The following is a 20,158-nucleotide window of genomic DNA, read 5'->3' on the forward strand; positions in this document are numbered from 1 at the left end:
TCTCCTTTCCAGGCTTAGAATGCGATTAGCTTGTTCATGCCAAATTCTCAGGCTTCCTGCCGAACAAGGTGCCTCCAATAATATCTTTCCTATAACGGCTCAAGGTCCATCTCTCCGTAATCCCAGCGGGCCGCTCGCCCCAAGACCGGAAATACGACATATAAAGCTGGATATGACGAAACATCATCCAATCGGGAATATGGCGCTGAAGCTCTGCTGAGACGGTCCGGCAAACGGAATAGCCCTCCAAAAAATCATGCAGGAATAATTCCGGAGACCAACTGCTCTCGCTCGCCCGGCTATGTTCCGCCAAACCGTAATATAAGGCAACCGCAATGTCGCTCGCATAATGATGATGCGTCAACCCGTCGAAATCGAACATTACGATGTCTTCCCCGTTCCAATGAAAATTGCGAGGATGCATATCGTTGTGGATTAAACCGAATTCCCCCGTACGCTCGGGAATCCGACTTACTTTGGTCATCCAGGTGTCAGCCGCCGATCGAAGCTCCGGGAGCGAGCTGAGGGCACACAACTCTAACGTTGGCAGCAGCTCAGATTCCTCCCATCTGGGACGAGCCCATTCGGGCTGCTTCGGCTCATACAGCGCCGCAAGGCTATGCAGCTGTCCCATGGCCATCCCCCATACTTTGTAAAGCTTGGAGCCATGGTGGCTGGGGCTGACTCGCTCGCCTTCCGCCCACTCGAAAGCATACGCCCAGTATCCCGAGCTTCCGCCACTTCCTTCGCCGTCCATTTTGCCGTCTATGTCAACCATTCCATCAATGCCTTCCATGCCTTTGATGCTGGAGCCGATGTTTTCTACGTATTGCCCGCTCCTTGCAACGATGGGCCTAGCCACGGAAACGCCATGAGAGGCAACAAATTGAACAAAATCGATTTCTCCCATCAGCTGCTCCCGAGTTCGACGGCTTTTCCGGGTCATTTTTAAAATAAATTTGCGACCCTTCCATTCCCATGCGTATACTCCGCTCTCATAGCTTTCCAGCGGAACGAAAGCGACCCGTTCTAGAGCGAAGCGTCCGATCGCTTCTTGAACGAGTCTATTGTCGTCTTGAACAAACAAATTAGCTTTCATCGGCAAGCAGTTCCTTGTCCCTCGTCTACCGCTTTCAGCAGATCGCACAGCAATTTTTCGTGCTCATCAAGAAGCAGAGAGAATCGATCCTGCAGCAGGCCGATCTTATCTCGCTGGACAGATAAACCAACCTTGTATAACTGCATCAGTGCTTTGCGCCATTTCTCCCGCAATCCTTCCACGCGGTATAGAAGCTCTTGGCCCTCTTGTGGCCATCGTCCTTCATAGCGCCCGATATATGCAGAAAGGTATTCCAGCTGATGAAGCATCCCCCCGACCCGGAAGCAATAATACACGTTCCGGCACACAGCAGAGAACGCCGGAGCATCTAACGCAGGCAGCTTAGCGTAGTCCCTTACGTATATACGGTAGGCAAGACTGCCTTGGTACCTTTGGCCAGGCAACTCTAAGCCTTGATTAAATGAGCGAATGTTTTGGAGCACCGCATTAAAACGTTCTGAGCCTGAGGAAGGCTTCCGCTCCTTGTCAGTCTCGAACCAAGCGTACCCCCATAATCCCTTTTGCAGCGCATCAACCGTCAACACTCCTTCATAGGTAGTGACGTGCCCCGCCTGATCGAGAAAGGAGCTGTCGCCGATCAGCACCGAATCGCTGCCATCGTCCCAGCCAAGCAGAAGGACAAGGTGATTCCTTTCTTCCCCATCTCTGAATACCTCATGGTAGTCAAGCGATGTCGTACGTATAAACAGCAGCGGCATGCGGCCTTGCAGCACAGCCTCCCGCAGGCGCAGCAGCGCGGCACCCGGATTCAGCTCCACCTCGAACGAGGCATGCGGCTTAAGTCCGTAAGTTTGGGCGAAGCGTTCTACAATGTCCTGCTGAGACGCAAGCCAAACCCTGTTCAGATCGCCGTAGTACTCCAAATTCAGCCCGTTCGTCTCGAAATAAATATCCGCTTCATCGCTCTCCGCTGCCGCTTCCGGCCGTTCTCGCTCGAGGATGTGGTACAAACCGGAAAACAAGCAGTGCAGGCCCGCACGTATGGCAAAAGGTTTTTTATGCGTAATTTCCATTTCCATTGGCTGTGGCCTCCTTTACCGCCGGCGAGAGTCCTTTGGGTTCCCCATTTCCTCTCACATAGGGAAGAATGTACTCGCCTATGCGCAATTGTTCATCGGGCCCTGCGAGCCCGCTCAGAATAAAATAGTCTACGCCTAGCTGCTGGAACTTCCGAATCGACTGCCGCACCTCCTCGTACGACCCGACGATGGAAAAGCCGTTTGATGTATTCAGCTGCACGAGTCCTGCCCATAAGTGCTCGGATACTTTCGCCATCGGGTCTGCATAATGCGCTTTGTAGCTCTGAATCCCTGCAGCATCGCAATTATTGCGGAACAGCCGGTTCGTGCGCTTCTCTAAAGCGCTCGCTCCGCCAAGAAAACGCTCTGCTGCGGACCAAGCCGATTCAGTCGTCTCCCTGGCAATAATATCGATCATTATGCCGCACTTAGGACGATGCAGACTTGCCTTCGGGATATATCCACGAAACGTTTCAAGCCGCTTGCTGACAACCGGATAATCATGCCCGTACGTTAAATAATGGTGCCCGCTGGCAGCCGCGATTCGCATCGCCTCTGGGGAGCTGCCGGAAATGAACACGCTGCCGCGAGCAGGCGGCTTCGGATACAGCTCTCCTTGATTCACCTCGAACCAAGAGCCTCTAAAGTGGACAGTCCCGCCTTCTTGCAGCCGGTGAAACAGCTCTACAAATTCCTTCGTCCGCTCATAGCGCTGCTCATGGCTAAGCGCTTTCGTCATGCGCCCCATCTCAATGGCCGAGCTGCCGGTTACTACATTTATATCTGCTCGGCCGCCAGTTAGCAGGTTTAATGTGCTTAGCGCTTTTGCTGCTGCCGTCGGCAGAATATAGCTCGTATTTTGCGCGATCAGAAATCGCAGCTTCCCGGTCCGCTCGGCCAAATACGCGGCAGCCAGCCATGGGTCCATATATTCGTTCGCGTTGATCAACAATACGGAATCAAAGCCATACCCTTCGGCGGCTCTAGCCTGCTCCGTTATCTGCTGAAGGTCACCCTGCGGAAGCATCCAGCAAAAAACCATTTCGCTCACTCCTTCGAAGGCTGCATCTGCTTATATTTTGAGATCAGCTCCCCGATTTTTCGCATCGTGGAGACATTTTCCGTCAATAAATCTTCATCATCGATCATCAGGTCAAAATATTGCTCCAGCTCTACCACAAGCTCGACCACGAGAACAGAGCTTAAATACTGCTCCGTTAAATCCGCATCCTCTCCAAGCGCCACCAGCAGCTCCGGCTCTAGGTTTAGCAGCTTCGCCAAAATATTCACGATATGTTCCTTATTGTCCAGCATGAACAATCACCCCGCTTTGCGCTTCCGTATATCTGCCGTCGATGACGAGCTTGCCCGAGAGCAGATGCCTTTTCTCTTTAAATTCCTCCCAGCTAGTCATGATCGCGATAACTTCGCTCCCCGAAACCAGCTCCTCCATCGTTTGCGCATAAGAAATGGGCAGTCCAAAAGCCAAATCAAATGCATTCATCGCTATCGGGTCATAAGCAGCGATGTTCAAATACCCCATCCCAAGCAATAGGCGAAGGATTCCGAAGGAAACAGCGCCGCGTACATCGTCACTTCCCGGCTTGAATGAAAGACCCAGAATGCCAATCTTTCGATTCTTATCGTTTCCGGCAGCAGCGGCAATCTGCTCCGCCATTCGCTTTTGTGCCTTTTCGTTCACGTCAACCGCAGCCTTCAGCAGACCAGCATATTCGCCAATAGCTGAAGCATGATGAATCATTGAAGCGATGTCCTTCGGCAAGCAATAACCGCCATAGCCGCAGCCCGGATACACATAATCGGTCATTTTGGCTGGCGTGCCGTGCCAGCGCTTGTCCTCGTGAAGCAAATCGAACGCCTGAGGAATATCGATGTCGCCAGTCCGCTCCGCAATCATCGCCATCTCATTCGCGAAGCTGATCAGCGTAGCAAGCAGCGAATTGGACATGTATTTAACAAATTCGGCGGCTGTGGCCGATACGCGGCGGATGGGAGCATCAAAGCCCAAAGCATACAGCTCCGCAAGCTTCCGTCCGCCGATTGGCTCAGCTTCCCCGATAACGATCCGGTCCGGCTCCATCACATCGCGCCACGCCGAGCCTTCTCTTAGAAACTCCGGGTTTGCTGCTAGGCCGACATGCTCCCCAGGAAGTAATCCGAACTGCTCGAGCAGAGGAGCAATTACGCGGGAGGTCGTACCCGGCGGAACTGTGGACTTGATGGCCAGCACGCGAAACTGTCCGTCCGATAACACCTCGTGGCTTGCCTTGATCCCATCCAGCAGAGCATTCAGGTCCGTGCCGCCATCGGCAAGAGCGGGAGTGCCAACGCAGTAAAAAATATATTCCGCCCGGCGCAATGCTTCTTCGAGCGTATCGCAAACTATGAATCGATTGCCCAAATAGCGGCCAAGATGCTCCTGCAGCTCCGGCTCGTGAAACGGGATCCTTCCGGCTTGGTACAGCTCCCTTTTGTTCGAATCGCAATCGTAGGCGAATAGCGTACAGCCGAGACGATGGGCAAGTCCAAGCCCGGTCGTCAGACCGACGAAGCCTAGTCCAATTACCGCGATCATACGGAGATCAGCTCCTTCTGCAGAAACCTTAAGTAGCGTCTGACCCCTTCGGACACTTCAATCTCGGGCAGGTAACCGAGCATACTTCGGGCTTTGGACAAATCTGGACAGCGCCTGGACGGGTTATGCAGCAGGTAATCCTTCTCCGGGGATGCAGCAAAGTGGATATCGCCCGTGTAGCCTTGCAGCTCGGCAGCAGCCTCACGGTATATGCCAGCCAACTGCTCAACGGACAGCTCGCCGCCGTCCATGCCGATATTAAAGCAGTCGAATTCGCCATGCAGCAGGACGCGGAGGTAGCCGTCAATCGCGTCGGAAATGTAGCAGAACGTCCGGGTCGGCTTGCCGTCCGAATGGATCACAATCGGTTCATCCCGGAGCACAGCAAGCGCAAAGTCGGCAGGCACCCTACGGTCCATAAGCGACATGCCCGGGCCGAAATTGTTGAACGGCCGCACAATGCGGACCGGCATGCCGAATGTGTGATGATAGACGTAGCATAACGTCTCGCCCATTCGTTTCGACTCGTCGTAGCATGCGCGCGGGCCAATGCTCGGCACATGTCCCCAGTAGGACTCAGGGGTCGGTATGAAATTCGGGTCCGGATCGCCATATATTTCACTGCTGGAAAAGAACAGAAAGCCCTTCAGCGGGCGACGCTTATAGAAATCGAACAGCCGCTGCAGCCCCATGACATTCGCTTCGATCGTTTCCACTGGAAACTGCCGATAAAAGGTGGGCGAGGCGATGGAAGCCATATGAATGACGTAATCCGCACACTCGGCACCCTGTACAAGCTCAAGGCTGTCTCTGGCAATATCGAACGTGTGCACCTCGATATCCTGATGCTCCGCCACTAGGGAGGAAAGCCACTCCGGGATGCCGGAACGGAATGTATCGAGCAGCAGCAGCTTGTCATAGGCATAGCCCTGCCGCTTCAGATGAACGAACAAGTGAGTCAGATAAAAGCCGATAAAGCCGCCGCAGCCGGTAATGAGAATCCTCATGCCGGCGAAGCAGGCAGGATTGACCATTTTATCCTGAATATACGCCATATCTTCCTGCATGATCGGGTTATTCATCGCATCCATAGACGCTTCAGCCCCTCCCTTCATTGTCGTGCCAGCGCTTCCAGGGGGCTTCCCCGGAAGCCCAAAGGCTCTCGAGATATTGCTTGTCGCGCATCGTGTCCATGCAGTCCCAGAACCCATCGTGTCTGTAAGCCATAAGTTGCCCTTCCTCGGCGAGCCGGGGAAGGACATCGCTCTCAAGCACATCCGTATCGTGACCAATATAATCAAGCACGCCTGGCTCAAAAACAAAAAAGCCGCCGTTAATCCACCCACCGGTATCGGCCTTCTCTTTGAAACAGACGACCTGGTCGCCTATTAGATCCACGGTGCCAAATCGGGCGCGGGGCTTGACGAGCGTAACCGTGGCCAATTTGCCATGGGATTTATGGTAATCGAGCAAGCTCTTGACGTCGATATCGCCCACTCCATCCCCATAGGTTGTCATGAAGGTATCATTGCAAAGCTGATCCCGAAGCCTGTGCAGTCGCCCGCCCGTCATAGTGCTCAGCCCTGTATCGAGCAGATGCACCGTCCAATCCGGCTGCCTGTGCCTGACGATATCGACGCTCGCTTGGCTCATATGGATGGAGAAATCGTTTTGCAAATACATATAATTGAGAAAATATTGCTTGATCATTTCCTTCTTATAGCCTAAAGCGATAATAAACTCATTGAAGCCGCAAGCATCGTAAATGTTCATAATATGGCATAAAATCGGCATGCCTCCGATCTCTACCATCGGCTTCGGCCGCAGCACCGTTTCTTCACCCAGACGGGTACCGAAGCCGCCGGACAATAAGACGACCTTTGTTTTCTCCATCTCCGACGCTCCTCTGCTATGAACTTATATCATGTAATTGTCATGCTTATGGCGTCCCCGCTGCTATGGCGGTTTCCTCTCATTCGCAGCGCTTAATCGGGCATACCCGGCTCGACTAGGCTTTGCACCGCACCCCCACCGCTAACTGCTAGCGCTGGAGTAATTGCGAATGGCTACGTTCCACAGCTTCCGCGAGAGGAATAAAAACAGCAGCGGGGCGAACAGGAACCAGACCATATGCACCCAGCCCAGCCGGTCGAGCACAAACAGCGGCGGAAAATTAGTAATGACAAACACCGGGAACAAAAACGTGCCTACATGCCGAACCGAACGGCCGTATATGTGCATCGGCACATGGTTCATATCCCATATGGCGGTTGACATCTGATTGACCGCCGCCGTCTGTACCGTCCAGAACGAGATCAAGGATGGCATCAGGAAGATGGCATATTTGAGCACGATGCCGAGGAAAATGAACAGCAAAAACATCACTACCCGCGAAAATGTGACAGGAATGCCCATGCGCGACCAGGCAAGGATAATCATCCCTGCCCCGGCCACCACGTTTGTAAAGGAAAAACCGAAGTCTACATTGCGAAGCGTAGCGATAAACTGCAGCGAAACCGGCTTTGTGATGAGCAGATCCAGCGTGCCGTTTCGAACATGATTGCTCAAATTCATAAAGTTCGAATAAAAGAAAAGACAATAAAAGCCCGTCATCATCGTAAAGGACCCGACAAACATCATCATCATATCCGGTGTATAGCCGTTAATGACGACCCCGACGCGGAACGCAACCATCACATAAAGCAGCTTGATGAATAAATAAGCGATTTCAATCGTGTTCGCGAACAAAAAATTGATCCGGTATTCCATCTGGGCGATAAAGCAGTTTTTGACGAAAACCTTGTAGATCAATGCGTATTTTTTTAATGTCTTTAACAAGGGGCCTACCCTCCCACCGCAATATACTTCGTGAGACCCTGCCTCCACAGCAAGGTCGAGAGCGCGGCGAACACCCCAATCCAGACCAGCTGCATCATTACCCCGGCAGCAATCTCCGGGCCGGTCAACATGCCGCTGAGCAGACGGATGGGAAAATAAATCACATAATTAAATGGCAGCGCCAGCAGAATAGCCTTGGTAACCGGGCCGTAAATATCCAACGGAAACAAACCCCCGCCCGCAATATTGGCGAGCAGCGCAAACGTCCGAAACGCGCCATTCGCTTCCGCAAACCAGAAAGCGACGGCACTTAAGCTATAGTAGATGAAGAAGTTCAGCATTAAGGCGCTGGGCACGACGCATAGAAACAGCAAAATATGGGACAGGTTGACTGGAAAATCCAGCCAAGCATTCAGCAGCAGCATGACGATTACGGAAAGGGCGAGTACAACGAGCATTTGCACGCTTTTTTCCCCAAGAAAACAAAATATCCGGTATGATAAATACCCTATCGGCTTGACGAGGTACTTATTCAATCCGCCGTCCTTGATGTCCCGGGCAATTTCGTACTGGAACGTGGTGCCGATCAGCTTGGACATCAAGACCGCCAGAACGGAATAAGCAATCATCTGGTTATACGAAAATCCGAATACGATTTGTTGGCCCGAGCTGGCAAACACCGCTCTCCAGTAGAAGTACTGAATTAAAATCGGAAAAACCGCGCCAAACAGATTCAGAAAAAAATTCGTGCGGTATTCCAGCGAATTTTGCACGCCCAGTGAGAAGGTTTTCGAATACATGCTATGCAGTCTCATGCTTCTCACCGCCACTTTGGTACAGCAGGGCGATGCCCTCCTCAATCGGGATATCTTCGATGGTAAAATCAATTACGGGCAGGTGGTCAAGCACCCAGCGCGACATTTTTTTAATTTCCGACTGCTCGAACACGAACTTCACATGCGTATCCTTGAATTCCTTGACTTCTCCAACCTGATTCAGCACCCATTCTTCAACGGGCTCGGAAAGCACCAGCTTCATTATTTTTTTATGCCCAAGCCTTTCATTGACCTCACTCAGCCCTCCGTCAAATACGATCCTTCCGTGGTTGATAATAATGGAGCGATCGCACAGTTCCTCAATATCGTTCATGTAATGGCTGGTCAGGACGATGGTCGTTTTTTTGTCGCGATTGTAATATTTGAAAAACTCCCTTATTTTGCGCTGCGAAATAATATCGAGACCGATGGTCGGCTCATCTAAGAGGAGGATTCTCGGCTTATGAATGAGGGCGGCAATCAGCTCCATCTTCATCCGTTCGCCTAGTGATAATCTGCGCACCTGCACTTTAAGCAGTTCCTTCACGTCAAGAAGCTCGGTCAGCTCTCCCAGCGTCCGCGCATACTCCGCATCGTCTACCTCGTAGATGCATTTGTTCAGAAACAGCGACTCATTCGCAGGCAGGTCCCACCATAGCTGGTTTTTCTGTCCCATGACGATGGAAAATTGCCGTTTAAATTCGTTTTTCCGCTCCCATGGCGTGTAGCCGAACACTTTGGCGCTGCCGCTCGTCGGATGCAATATGCCTGATAGCATCTTGAGCGTCGTCGTCTTGCCGGCACCATTGGGCCCGAGGAACCCGACGACCTCTCCCTCCTCGATGCTAAAGGAAATATCCGACACCGCATGTTTGGTTTGCTGCTCGCGGCGGAACAAATTTTGGATCGAACTTTTAAGTCCCAAATCCTTCTTATGGTAAGTGAAGGATTTGGATAAGCCGTCAACCTCAATGATCATGCCTGTTGTCTCCTTTACTTCATGCGTTCCTCGACATGGCGCTTGCGGTTTACAGCCGCCGCATGAATCCGCTCCTGGAGCCTGACCCGCTCCAGCGATTCACGAAGTAGCTCGCGACTGCCTATGCTAGTCCCTGTCAAGACGCTATCGCGGAAATACTCCAGCTGATTTTCGTAATAATGCTGCGGATCAAAGCTTATTCGGCCGAGCGGGCGGCCCGGTTCTCGCTCCTCGATCTTAATCGTGATTTTATATCTCCCGACGTTGGCGCGAAAAAAATCGTTTACTACCAGATCGGCATGCTCCAGCCTCAACACATGCCGCGTGCGGTAAGGGCGTTCGAAGGAAGCCGACAGTTCCGCAGCGACCCCGCTTTCATAGTTGAGCGATGCGCCGAACGTCCAGTCGCAGCCGCGCGGACCGTCAAACGCTGATTCCGCCGTCAGCTTCATGGGCTTGGCTGCCTCAAAGCCAGGCAGCTGCTGCAGCGTTTGCAGCCAGTAGCAGCCAAGGTCGGCGAAGACGCCGCCTCCTCGGCCCGGATCGCAGCGGTAGCTCGTCAACGGCAGATCACGCATCGGTATATGCATTTCCGTGCGCATCTGCAGCAGCTTGCCATAACGCTGCCCCTGAATCAGCTCCCGGAGGGCGCTTTGCCATGGGTGATGCTGGAGCATCAGCCCCTCCAGCACGACCGCCGATTGGCCGGCAAGCCGCTCCGCAAGCTTTGCGCACTCCGCCGCATTCATCGCGATCGGCTTCTCCACGAGCACGTGCTTGCCCGCCTCGACCGCGCGCAGTACCCATTCGGCATGAAGATCATTACTCAGCGCGATATACACGGCGTCTACATCCGGGCTTGCCAACACGTCCTCAAGCTGCTCAAATACACGCGGTATGCCGAATTCCACAGCTAGCGCCTCCGCTCGCGACCTGGTTCGGTTGGCAATGCCCACCACCCTAATGCCTTCGACGAAAGGCATCGGCTGGAATACCGCCCTGCGAACGATGGACGCGCAGCCGATAATGCCTAGAGCTAAAGTTCTCACGCCTGCATCAGCTCCTATATGTGCTTTAGCGCCGAGACGCCATGCAGATAAAGCACATTGCACTTGGAGCATGCCGGGGTCAAGCCGTTGTTGATGGTTTCCCGAAGCCGATCGTATTCCTCAGAGTTCCATATTTCCTCAAGGCTTTTTTCTTTTAAATTGCCTACCGTGAACTCGGAGAAAAATTTGCAGGCCGAAATGTTTCCCGTCGGCGTTACATCAATGCGTGTAGCCAGCGCCAGACAATCGGTCGCACAGCGGCTGGTCATGACCTCGCCTGTGACGAATCGCTCAATTTCGTCAAATTCGAGCCCCGGCTGGTAGCGCAGGCGGGTGTGCCAGACACGCTCGTTCATTTTGCGAAGCTGCTCCAGCAGGGAGGGGAGATGATGCGGCTCGATCCGGTATTTGAAGGCGTGCCAGCTGCTCTTCTCTCCCTCTTCAATATGGCGCAGCCAGTCAAACTGCTCGCGAAAATAATCGTCCATCGCAAGCGACGTATCCTGAGCAATGTACCAGGGGAACGTCAGCAGCACGAGATCAATTCCCCGCTGCTCGAAGCTCTCCATCAAGTCGTATAAATAATAGATGTTTGCGTTATTAATGACGCAATGGACCGAAATCCGTCCATGGAACCGGCCCTCCGATCGAAGCGCCAGCAGCTGGTCGATGCCTTTCATCACCTTGCTGTAAGAGCCCTTTCCCCGGATGAGATCGTGATCCTTCTCAAACCCTTCCACGGCGATAAGCAGCTCCAGCTGTTCAGAAATGCGCAGCATTTGCTCCATATATTGATCGAAGAGCAGGCCGTTCGAGCAAATCGTGACCTCTCGAGGATCCTCCTCCAGCATCGTCAAAATGTCGCCGAACTGCCGGTGGAACATCGGCTCGCCGCCCCACAAATACAAGCGGGATTTCGCCTGCCTCGTATCCTCGAACAACCGCTTCACAATGGCCACGTCGATATCCAAATTTTGCTCAGCCTTTTCCATCTGATGATGGTAGCCATCCTCGTTCCATTGGTAGCAATGCTTGCAGCGCAAATTGCAGCGGTTGGTCAGCTTAATGGCAACAACCTCGGGAAGCTCCGTCTTGTACTTCGGGTTTTCCCGCTTCTGCCTCATCGGGATTGCTGCGTTTCGGATCGTTCGCTTCAGGATCTCGAACGACTTCTCATCCATTCGGATATTTGTTTTAGGCTGCACGCTTACTTCCCTCCCCTTAAGCTCAGCAGAGTCTTCTGTGCGGAGCGAGCCTCTGCCGCCTCAACTTTGGTAAGGCCGCTCAGCGCGGCTTCTCGTTATAATACAAGCAGCAGCCCGGACAAATGGAGAACAGCTGCTTGCGCAAGTAATCCCTGTACTGCTTGTATTTCGTGCCGTTCCAGATCTCCTTTAAGCTGAGCTCATTGACGTTCCCGAGCGATAGATCGTAGAAATTGTGGCAGGAGGTTACCTCGCCTCTAGCACTCACCTCCGTGCTGATCCATGGAAAAACGCAGCGCTTCTTCATATTGGTAACCTTGGACCATTCCGCATTAAAATAATGGCGGATATTTTCCTCGCTGATTACCTTCGGATATGCATTAAAGTACATGCCGTGCTCCGCACAGTGGCGCTCGATCCGCTTCAACTGCCGGCATAGCTCCGCTGCATCGACTTCCGCGAACTGCGCAGGATCAGCAATGAAGCCTCTGGCAATCGGCGCGGCAGCAATATCAAAATGCTCCCGCAGCACGCCTGCGTAGTGATCGTAGCGCTCCCGTGTGACATACTGCTGCAGCTCGACGCTAATACAATCCAGCATCGCAAGGTCCACGCTTTCAAAGTAAAACCGCTCCAAATGCCTGTAATTTGTCGGCGTGACGGTCGTACTAATGCCAATTTTCGGGTACTCGCTGCCCCTTGCTTCCCGAAGCTCATAGAGCTTGCGGATGCCTTTCATGGCTTTGCGGAAGACTCCTGCACCCCGCTGTGCGTCATTAATTTCCTCGGGACCATCAAGCGACACCCAAATGCGCTCTGGCGGAAAGGCCATAATCATCTCCGCATGCCGCTCCAGCAAAGTGCCGTTGGTAGGAAAATGGGCTTTGCTCCCCGTTCTATGAATGAGCTCCAATACTTCGTCGATCCATGGGTAAAGCAGCGGCTCTCCCCCGTAAAGCTCATAATAGGGACGTGTATCCTTGCAATCCTCAATAATCTGTTTCACCACGCCGATATCGAGCTTTTTCAGCTCCGGCTTCTCCTTGTAAGAGCCGTTCTCCCCCCACTCGAAGCACATTTTGCAGCGCAAATTGCACGATTCGATCAGCTGCAGAAAAATCCACTTGGGACTGTGCAGGTCTAACGCTTGAGCCGCGGCAGGCGCGGACTCCGTTCTAATCGCCATCATGTCGCCCTCCTATCGGGATACCGTCCTTCACCCCAACCGATCCGTTCCAAATAGTCGTCTGTATACGTTCTTGCAGCCGCGCGTTTTGCGAGCAGCCGTTCATGAATCGTCGCTAACGCCTCCTCTGCAAAACCCGCACGCTCCCAATCCTCATAGGTGATTCCGAGACCGTGCTCCACCCATACTTCCAGGTTTCTCTTCTCATGCTCGCCGAACGGCTCAAGCATAATGACCGGCGTGGCCGAGGCCAGCGAATCCATCAGCGTCCCTGCACCGGGCTTGCTAATGATGCCCTTGGCTTGACGAATGACATCATAGAGACCGTGATGGGACGGCAAATTGGAAAATGACGGTGCAGTATCCGGCCTTATCTCGCCGAACCTTGGAAATTCATGCTCCCCGGATTCTCCTTTATTCCAAGCCGTCCACTCGGGATCATTCATGTAATAACGATTGCCAAGCTGCTGCCCCTGGGCCTCCGCCGGCTCATAAGCAACGACATCGAGGGCAAATCCCAGCTGCGCAAGCTCCGGTATTTTCCCTTGATAGGTCCCCATCCCCCAGCCTCCGCCGTGAATGACATACCGCGGCGCTCTGTCTGCGAAAGGCAGCGGTTCTTCGTCGCCAACACGAATTTGCAGATGAATAGACAACGTTGACGACGCATACAGCCACACCTCCCGGTAACGGGCTGGATAATCGGGCATATATTTTTTGAGGCTTTTCCAAGAAGGCGACAGATCCGAATCGACATACAGCAGATCGACCTCCAGCTCGGCAGCAGCGGCATCGAGCTTTTCTCTGTACAGCTCCAGAATGTACACCCAATGCCCCGATAAGGAAATAAACCTCTTTCGTCCCTCCGCCGCCCAGCTGTTTAGCAGGTCAATGATTTGCTCCGAATCGAAGCTGTCCCGAATATCCTTGGGCAGCTTCGTGGCAATTTTCGCAAGCTTAAAATTGTCATGATAAGCCTTCCTGCTGTCTACGATTTTTGCTTGCTTTTCTACTTGCATAAACCTTTCGAATACCAGCACCTCGGTCGGTATGCCGCGCTGTCTTAATTGGTAGTTCACAATTAAACCCGGATTATAAAAACCGAGACCAAAGCCTGAGCAAAGTATCGTGGTGAAGCGATTGTCCCGATTAGCCCCAATGCCCATCATATTTTCCTCCTCATTCCCTTTAGGCGCTTAATTGGTTACGGCTATACCGCGTGTGTTCAGGAGGGCTCGCATGCGGGCAAGCAGCTCGCTGCAGCGTTCTATTCGCCCCGCTGCAGCGGACAAATAAAGCCTTCCCTTGCGCTTTAATCCGGCGGCTTGATTAATCGTGAACGTACCCGCACTAAGCGGGAGAATTCCCTCTCCCCGTTCAGGCCGGAAGAGCAGCCCTTCGCGGTCCATAGCCGCAAGCAGATCGGCGTACTCCACGATGCCAGGACAGATGACGGATAAATAGGTAAGGTTGCCTTGAAGCGAAAATTCGGCTAAAAAATCGTCCAGACGTTTTTTGATCAGACTCATCGACTTGCGCGCGTTAATTTCTACAATTGGCACGAGACCGCCGTCCGCCAGCAGCATCGAATCGACACAGACGTGACCGTTGTAACCGTTCTCATAAAGCAGCTCTGCCGTTTTTTTCATCAGCTTGAAATAGCCCTCGCGCTCCAGCTTCTCTATGAGCTCCCCACTTGCACTAAACGTGCCCTGATAGGCAAATTCGGCGTTCAAAACCTGCTGTACGGAAATGAGCTCATAACCGCCATCCGCATCAATATGGAATTGGCATGAAAAATCAGCTTCCTTGTCCAGCAGCGGCTCGAGCAGAAACAAGGTTGATTTTCCCTTCTGCTCCTGGGCAGCGATATACCCGGCTATACGTTCCAGCGTCGCCGTGCTTTGGATCAGCAAGTTTCCCTTGCCAGATACCCCAAACGTATCTTTAACAAGCACGGGGCCAGCAATCAGCATAGCTTCGGCGGCGCGCCTCAGCTCCGTATGACTCCTCACCATCCTCGTAGGCGGGCCATACCCCAAACTTTCTCTCAGCTCGGCCGAATACAGCTTGGAATTCACGTGCCGAATCGTCTCCATAGCTGGATAACGCCCATCGAGCCGATAAAGCGAGGACAGCTCCTGCAGGCCGTCCAGTACGGCAAACGGCTCTATCACGCCGCCTGGCGGAAGCAGCTCCTTATACTTGCGCACCGCCCCCTTATTCAGCATTTGCTGAAAGGGATTTGCGTCCTGCGCTCCGCCGCTATCCTCAAGCGGCTCGTCGCTAGTCCTGAACGTCAAGCCAATGCTGCTCAAGTAGCCAAGCTGCGCCGGCGCCACCAGATTTCGGGTAAGCAGCACATCCGAGCCTTCGCAAAATAAAAACAACAGCTCGTCCATCGCGCCAACTATCGCCTTGGCCTGCGGGTCAGGCAGGGCTGGCAGCTTCGCCAGCGTCTCATCCCGCCACAGCGTCTCCGCATCGAAGGCGCCGCAATGGATTGTCGTTACGCCTCCAGCCCGCCTCATGCGCTCTTGGCTTGTATAAAGTCGCAAAATATATCGATAGACTGCAAGTGCTCCATATCAAATTGGTCAAAATCGATTTCGATTTCGAATTCGTCCTCGATCCGGAGTATGAAATTAATCAACTGGAGCGAGTCCAGCCCCGCGTCGTTCAGCATGTCGGAAGCTCCCGTCAGCGTAGCTGCCAGGTCGGGCTCGTTCTTGATTTCGGAAATAATCGTAATAATTTGCGTCTGCAGCATTACTTGTTCTCCCCTTCGTTTCGTTTTCGAATAACCGCCAAAATATCGGTTTGCGGGTATTTCAAATTATAATTGGTTAAGTGCGGCTGCCGATTTTCCGTGATCGAAATGAGCTCCAATTCCCCAGGTAGTGAAGCCAGCACGTGCTCGATGAACGCTTGCTTCGTAAAACGCCAAATGACGCCGTCAATAGACGAATTGGCCATATAACCCGCGCTCATTTGTTTGCCTGAGCCCTGCTCCTCCAAAATAACAGGGTCCAGAATCCACAATTCCCCTCCTTTATTTAGTAGTCTTGCACATTCCTTAAACGCTTTTTTATGATGCCGGATGTGATGGAAGCACCTGGCGAAGACGATCTTGTCAAAGCTTTCATCCTCCTTGTCCACCTGATAAATGCCAGAATGGATGCAATTGTGCAGCCGGCCCTTCTTCATGCCGAATTGCAGGTATTTTTCATTAATATCGAGATTAAAAAACTCGGCATGCCTCCATCCTTTCGCATGCTTGTTCAGAAGCCCCGTCCCGCAGCCAACCTGCAGCACTCTTCCTTGTAATTCAGGCAAAAAATGATAAACCGCTGTCGGTCTTGGAAAGTTCAGCACAAACATCGACAGCTCATACAGTCGGGGATGCTTTTCTACTAATCGCACGAGCTTGCTGACGTAGAAGGGATTTTTTTTCGTTTGTGTTTTGAAATCGCGTTTGTTCCAGAAATAATAAGGCGGGTACAGCAAGGCGTAATACATGAGGTAAATCAATCGCAGCAGCATAACGCCAAGCGGACTTGTGTGTCGACTGACCTGATGCTGAATCGGTGAGGTTGTAAGCGTTGTCTTCATTGCCAAGCGAGTGAACAACTCCTCTCATCTACAACATGGGTGAAGTAGCTTCTGTGAGTCAATGGCCTACTTCAACTTTATAGACATTGGTGTTCGCCGTGCAATAAGACTTTTTTGATGATCGGTTTCTTGCTTTGAATACGTGTTATTTCCTTGTATTGCACTTTTTTTAAACATTTGCACTTTTTAGAAATCGTTAAGCAATAACCAATTGATTCAAGCATTTTTCCAAAAATAACGCCTCGCTCCGCTTTAACTGCTGCGTGCAGCGAATGGCCTTAACGATGTTGCTCGGGTCCCTTCTGACCCGCTGCTTCACACACCATTGATGGAGGATCACGGTTTGCTTAAGCACATCCTGCCCCATCGCAAACAGGCCGTTATCGGAAATCAGCTTGTGAGCATGCAAGTACTCGATTCTTTTCATCATCCACTGCTTATGATTGACGAGCGTCTGGAGCGCTTTCATATGAATGAGCGGCTGCTCTGCTTCCAGCTCCCTTTCAAGGAATTGCTCAAGCAAATCATATAATCGCAGGCCGAACCAAAAATGGATTCTTTGCGGATTTTTCTCGGTCAACGGCTTGGACAGCAAATGCTCCTCCAATGACCTTGCGATAAAATGAACGTCCAGCTCAAAATCTGGCGTACTTATATCCCGGTATGGATACTGGATAATCTCTAGTGTCTGGCTGACACGCTGCCTGATGGGCCCTGCGTGCCGAAGCGATTCTCGCAGCAGATCGAAGCTTACCGGCCGACCCGAGTCATAGACCGGCGGATTCGAAAAGTAGCCTGCAACATAGAACAGCTGCTGCGAAACATCGACGCCGTGAATAAGCAAATGATGCACCTGCTGCTTGGTCTGGTAAGAGGAAGTGCCGGGAATATAATATTCGTCTAGCGCAATGGCTAAATATTGATTTTTGTGCAAGCAGTCGATAAAGAAGGATAACGGGTCATGAAACCATGACCTCAATTGATCGATATGCAGCTTTGACACAAAGGTATAAGGCAGTTCGTGAAAAAAAGAATAGGATGCGAAATGAATAAAGTTGCCCTTATCAAATTCGGGAACGCCAAACAGATGGATGTAGTGGCTAAAGAGACACGGCAGCGACAACGCTTCGTCCGTCAGCACAATCGCTTGGGAAAAAGCATGGTACGAATTGACCTCAATGACCGGCTTGCGAAGCGGAAGGATATGTGCGGTATTTACAGCTTCCAAATAGATCGCCTCTTTTCAATGAAATACTTCCACCATAGGTTATTATCCTTTTTCCTGCAATTGCACTTTTTTGAGCAGGCTTAAAAAAATTAAAAATACAACGAATGGATGCAAATCCCGATATGGGTTTGATTGCGTCTTTTCGAATGTACATGCACGTATAGGCCCCTGCCTACATACAATGTAAAATTGATGTTCGTGCACGCTGAGGCTGATTAAGAGGCCCGGCAATACTTCATGGGGGTGTCCTGACGATGGGATTATTTGCTGCAATCGCTTTGTTTATTAAACAGCTAACGCTGCTCGTGTCGTATGTAAAAAATAACGCTTTTCCGCAGCCGCTGCGTGAAGAAGAGGAAGCAAAGCATCTAGCGCTCATGGCGGAAGGCAATACGCATTCCCGAAATCTACTTATTGAGCATAATTTGCGATTGGTGGCCCATATCGTCAAGAAATTTGATAACACGGGAGAAGATCTAGAGGACTTAATTTCCATCGGCACGATCGGGCTGATTAAAGCCATTGAAAGCTTTCAGACAGGCAAAGGCACAAAGCTGGCGACATTTGCTGCCCGTTGTATCGAGAACGAAATTTTAATGCATCTTCGCTCCTTGAAAAAAACACGCAAGGACGTATCGCTGCATGATCCGATCGGTACTGACAAAGAAGGAAACGAAATAACATTGGTCGATATTCTTGGAAGCGATCCAAATGAAATCGTGGAAACGGTGCAGCTTAAAATGGAAAAAAGTAAAATTTATAAAAATTTAGTCATTCTGGATGAACGTGAAAAGGAAGTCATTATGGGCCGATTCGGCTTGGAGCATGGCGGGGAAGAACGAACACAGAGGGAAATTGCGAAAGAGCTTGGCATCAGCCGCAGCTATGTATCAAGGATTGAGAAACGGGCGCTGATGAAGCTGTATCATGAGTTTTATAAAGCAAAAAGATAATAAAAAGCAAGTGACTAAGCCGAGGCTAAGTCACTTGCTTTATTTACATAAATCCTTAACGAACCTAGGAAGAACAAATGATGCATGATGCAATTCAGGCGTGTAATACTTCGTGTTCAGTTCAAAGAAACGTGAGGCTTCTACTTCTAGTGGATCATAAGTCTTCGAACCGAGCGTAAACGTCCACATCCCGCTTGGGTACGTCGGAATATTGCATGTATAAAGGCGGGCGATCGGAAATATTTCTTTCGTATCCTGAACGGCGCTGCGTATTAAGTCGCCTTTAAACCATGGGTTATCTGTTTGCGCAACAAAGATTCCATCTTTTTTCAACGCTTTTGATATTCCCGCATAAAATCCTTTAGTAAATAAGCTCGCCGCAGGTCCGACAGGCTCGGTAGAATCAACCAAAATAATATCATATTCATCTGAACTATTTAATATATGCATAAAACCATCACCTATTATCAGTTCCGCACGCGGATTCCCATAGGCCGACGAGATGTGGGGCAAATGCTGCTTGGAATACTCAACCACTTTCCCGTCAATTTCCACTTGAACGACTTTTGTCACAGTAGGATGCTGCAAAACCTCACGGATGGTTCCTCCATCACCGCCGCCAACGACCAAAACCTTTTGCGGATTGGGGTGGGTGAATAAGGGGACATGAACAAGCATTTCATGATAGACAAATTCATCACGTTCAGTCGTCATAACCATTCCATCCAACAGAAGCATATTGCCAAACTGTTCTGTTTCAATCATGTTCAGCTGTTGAAATGCTGTTTTTTCATTATGCAATGTCCTTTTAACCTTTCCTGTAATGCCAAATGCTTCAGTCTGCTTCTCTGTAAACCATAGCTCCATATTCCCTGCCTCCAAATCTTTATAGTCAAGTTAAGTGAATAATTTCAAGCCTACTGCAGCGCTTAAAACCATGCCCATAAACAATATTCGTTGCCAATTTTTTGACTCCCCATAAAACCATATGCCTACTAGGCCAGAGCCCACTGTACCTATTCCTGTCCAGATGGCATACGCCGTGCCCATCGGCAGCGATTGCATCGCAAAGCTTAATAGCGTAAAGCTCATTGCGAGCCCCACGATAAATATGATGAACGACTTCGCATTTTTCTGTCTAGTAATCAAATTCATGCCAATGACTCCAACAACTTCAAACAACCCTGCGAAAATGAGGTAAATCCATGCCATTTATGCAGCACCGCCTTTTTGCTGTGGTGCTTTTGTAACTGCTTTAAGCCCAACTACACCAGCTAATAGGACGAGAATTAATGCTACTTTCACAATGTTGAACGCTTCCCCGAACACTAGCATTTCAACAAGTACCGTTCCCGTAGTCCCAAGTCCAGTAAAGACGGCATAAACAGTCCCTACTGGCAAATGTAAGGCAATGGCACGCATTAATAAATAAAACGAAAGCACAATCGCCAGCACCGTTCCAATCCATGTAAGAGCATCATGAGAATGTTTTAAACCCATTACCCATAACACTTCAAATAAAGAACCAAGTAATACAAACAACCATCCACGATTCATT

General features: G+C 51.0%; 22 protein-coding genes. 1 reads left to right on the plus strand and 21 read right to left on the minus strand.

Annotated features, from left to right (window positions below):
- Positions 1 to 34: 34 nt before the first annotated feature.
- From BBD42_RS30000 to BBD42_RS30085, 18 genes are all read right to left on the minus strand, one after another.
- A complete protein-coding gene (locus BBD42_RS30000; protein WP_099521141.1) occupies positions 35 to 1,099 on the minus strand; it encodes a phosphotransferase enzyme family protein in 1,065 nt (354 codons plus the stop codon).
- Positions 1,096 to 2,139, minus strand: a complete 1,044-nt coding sequence (locus BBD42_RS30005) for a hypothetical protein (RefSeq protein WP_099521142.1) — start codon at positions 2,137 to 2,139, stop codon at positions 1,096 to 1,098. The genes BBD42_RS30000 and BBD42_RS30005 overlap by 4 nt, the downstream gene beginning before the upstream one ends.
- A complete protein-coding gene (locus BBD42_RS30010; protein WP_099521143.1) occupies positions 2,117 to 3,181 on the minus strand; it encodes an LLM class flavin-dependent oxidoreductase in 1,065 nt (354 codons plus the stop codon). Before BBD42_RS30010 ends, BBD42_RS30005 begins: the two co-directional genes overlap by 23 nt.
- Before the next feature lie 5 nt (positions 3,182 to 3,186).
- The gene (locus tag BBD42_RS30015; protein ID WP_099521144.1) at positions 3,187 to 3,453 is read right to left on the minus strand and encodes a phosphopantetheine-binding protein; all 267 of its coding nucleotides are present in this window, start codon (positions 3,451 to 3,453) and stop codon (positions 3,187 to 3,189) included.
- The gene (locus BBD42_RS30020; RefSeq protein WP_099521145.1) at positions 3,440 to 4,735 is read right to left on the minus strand and encodes a UDP-glucose dehydrogenase family protein; all 1,296 of its coding nucleotides are present in this window, start codon (positions 4,733 to 4,735) and stop codon (positions 3,440 to 3,442) included. Before BBD42_RS30020 ends, BBD42_RS30015 begins: the two co-directional genes overlap by 14 nt.
- On the minus strand, positions 4,732 to 5,826 hold the full coding sequence (locus tag BBD42_RS30025; protein WP_216364897.1) for an NAD-dependent epimerase/dehydratase family protein: 1,095 nt from the start codon (positions 5,824 to 5,826) through the stop codon (positions 4,732 to 4,734). The genes BBD42_RS30020 and BBD42_RS30025 overlap by 4 nt, the downstream gene beginning before the upstream one ends.
- A gap of 7 nt (positions 5,827 to 5,833) precedes the next feature.
- Entirely contained in the window at positions 5,834 to 6,628 is a 795-nt protein-coding gene (gene rfbF, locus BBD42_RS30030; protein WP_099521146.1) for a glucose-1-phosphate cytidylyltransferase, read from the minus strand.
- A gap of 141 nt (positions 6,629 to 6,769) precedes the next feature.
- Positions 6,770 to 7,573, minus strand: coding sequence for an ABC transporter permease (locus BBD42_RS30035; RefSeq protein WP_237163282.1), 804 nt, complete (start codon positions 7,571 to 7,573; stop codon positions 6,770 to 6,772).
- A 5-nt stretch (positions 7,574 to 7,578) separates the two neighbouring features.
- Positions 7,579 to 8,388 (minus strand): ABC transporter permease, encoded by an 810-nt coding sequence (locus tag BBD42_RS30040; RefSeq protein WP_099521147.1) that lies wholly within the window; start codon positions 8,386 to 8,388, stop codon positions 7,579 to 7,581.
- Positions 8,375 to 9,367, minus strand: coding sequence for an ABC transporter ATP-binding protein (locus BBD42_RS30045; RefSeq protein WP_099521148.1), 993 nt, complete (start codon positions 9,365 to 9,367; stop codon positions 8,375 to 8,377). Before BBD42_RS30045 ends, BBD42_RS30040 begins: the two co-directional genes overlap by 14 nt.
- Before the next feature lie 14 nt (positions 9,368 to 9,381).
- On the minus strand, positions 9,382 to 10,416 hold the full coding sequence (locus BBD42_RS30050; protein WP_172455674.1) for a Gfo/Idh/MocA family protein: 1,035 nt from the start codon (positions 10,414 to 10,416) through the stop codon (positions 9,382 to 9,384).
- A gap of 14 nt (positions 10,417 to 10,430) precedes the next feature.
- Positions 10,431 to 11,621 (minus strand): radical SAM/SPASM domain-containing protein, encoded by a 1,191-nt coding sequence (locus BBD42_RS30055; protein WP_099521150.1) that lies wholly within the window; start codon positions 11,619 to 11,621, stop codon positions 10,431 to 10,433.
- 79 nt (positions 11,622 to 11,700) lie between these two features.
- On the minus strand, positions 11,701 to 12,810 hold the full coding sequence (locus BBD42_RS30060) for a radical SAM protein (RefSeq protein ID WP_237163283.1): 1,110 nt from the start codon (positions 12,808 to 12,810) through the stop codon (positions 11,701 to 11,703).
- Positions 12,807 to 13,976 (minus strand): UDP-glucuronosyltransferase, encoded by a 1,170-nt coding sequence (locus BBD42_RS30065; protein ID WP_216364899.1) that lies wholly within the window; start codon positions 13,974 to 13,976, stop codon positions 12,807 to 12,809. Before BBD42_RS30065 ends, BBD42_RS30060 begins: the two co-directional genes overlap by 4 nt.
- 27 nt (positions 13,977 to 14,003) lie before the next feature.
- Positions 14,004 to 15,338, minus strand: a complete 1,335-nt coding sequence (locus BBD42_RS30070) for an ATP-grasp domain-containing protein (protein ID WP_099521153.1) — start codon at positions 15,336 to 15,338, stop codon at positions 14,004 to 14,006.
- Positions 15,335 to 15,574 (minus strand): acyl carrier protein, encoded by a 240-nt coding sequence (locus tag BBD42_RS30075; RefSeq protein ID WP_056035458.1) that lies wholly within the window; start codon positions 15,572 to 15,574, stop codon positions 15,335 to 15,337. Before BBD42_RS30075 ends, BBD42_RS30070 begins: the two co-directional genes overlap by 4 nt.
- A gap of 2 nt (positions 15,575 to 15,576) precedes the next feature.
- A complete protein-coding gene (locus BBD42_RS30080) occupies positions 15,577 to 16,419 on the minus strand; it encodes a class I SAM-dependent methyltransferase (protein WP_237163572.1) in 843 nt (280 codons plus the stop codon).
- A gap of 196 nt (positions 16,420 to 16,615) precedes the next feature.
- Positions 16,616 to 17,647: a hypothetical protein gene (locus tag BBD42_RS30085; protein WP_099521155.1), complete on the minus strand. Its 1,032-nt coding sequence runs from the start codon at positions 17,645 to 17,647 to the stop codon at positions 16,616 to 16,618.
- 254 nt (positions 17,648 to 17,901) lie between these two features.
- On the opposite strand from BBD42_RS30085, the gene sigK reads away from it, so the two are divergent.
- The gene (gene sigK / locus BBD42_RS30090) at positions 17,902 to 18,600 is read left to right on the plus strand and encodes an RNA polymerase sporulation sigma factor SigK (RefSeq protein ID WP_046234276.1); all 699 of its coding nucleotides are present in this window, start codon (positions 17,902 to 17,904) and stop codon (positions 18,598 to 18,600) included.
- Positions 18,601 to 18,639: 39 nt separating this feature from the next.
- On the opposite strand, the gene speE is transcribed toward sigK, so the two are convergent.
- From speE to BBD42_RS30105, 3 genes are read right to left on the minus strand one after another with little or no spacing between them, the layout of a single operon-like run.
- Positions 18,640 to 19,467, minus strand: coding sequence for a polyamine aminopropyltransferase (speE, locus tag BBD42_RS30095; protein ID WP_099521156.1), 828 nt, complete (start codon positions 19,465 to 19,467; stop codon positions 18,640 to 18,642).
- Positions 19,468 to 19,497: 30 nt separating this feature from the next.
- Positions 19,498 to 19,812, minus strand: a complete 315-nt coding sequence (locus tag BBD42_RS30100) for a DMT family transporter (protein ID WP_099521157.1) — start codon at positions 19,810 to 19,812, stop codon at positions 19,498 to 19,500.
- Entirely contained in the window at positions 19,813 to 20,157 is a 345-nt protein-coding gene (locus tag BBD42_RS30105) for a DMT family transporter (RefSeq protein ID WP_099521158.1), read from the minus strand.
- Between the last annotated feature and the right edge of the window lies 1 nt (position 20,158).

The sequence above is a fragment of the Paenibacillus sp. BIHB 4019 genome, assembly GCF_002741035.1.
GTDB lineage: Bacteria > Bacillota > Bacilli > Paenibacillales > Paenibacillaceae > Pristimantibacillus.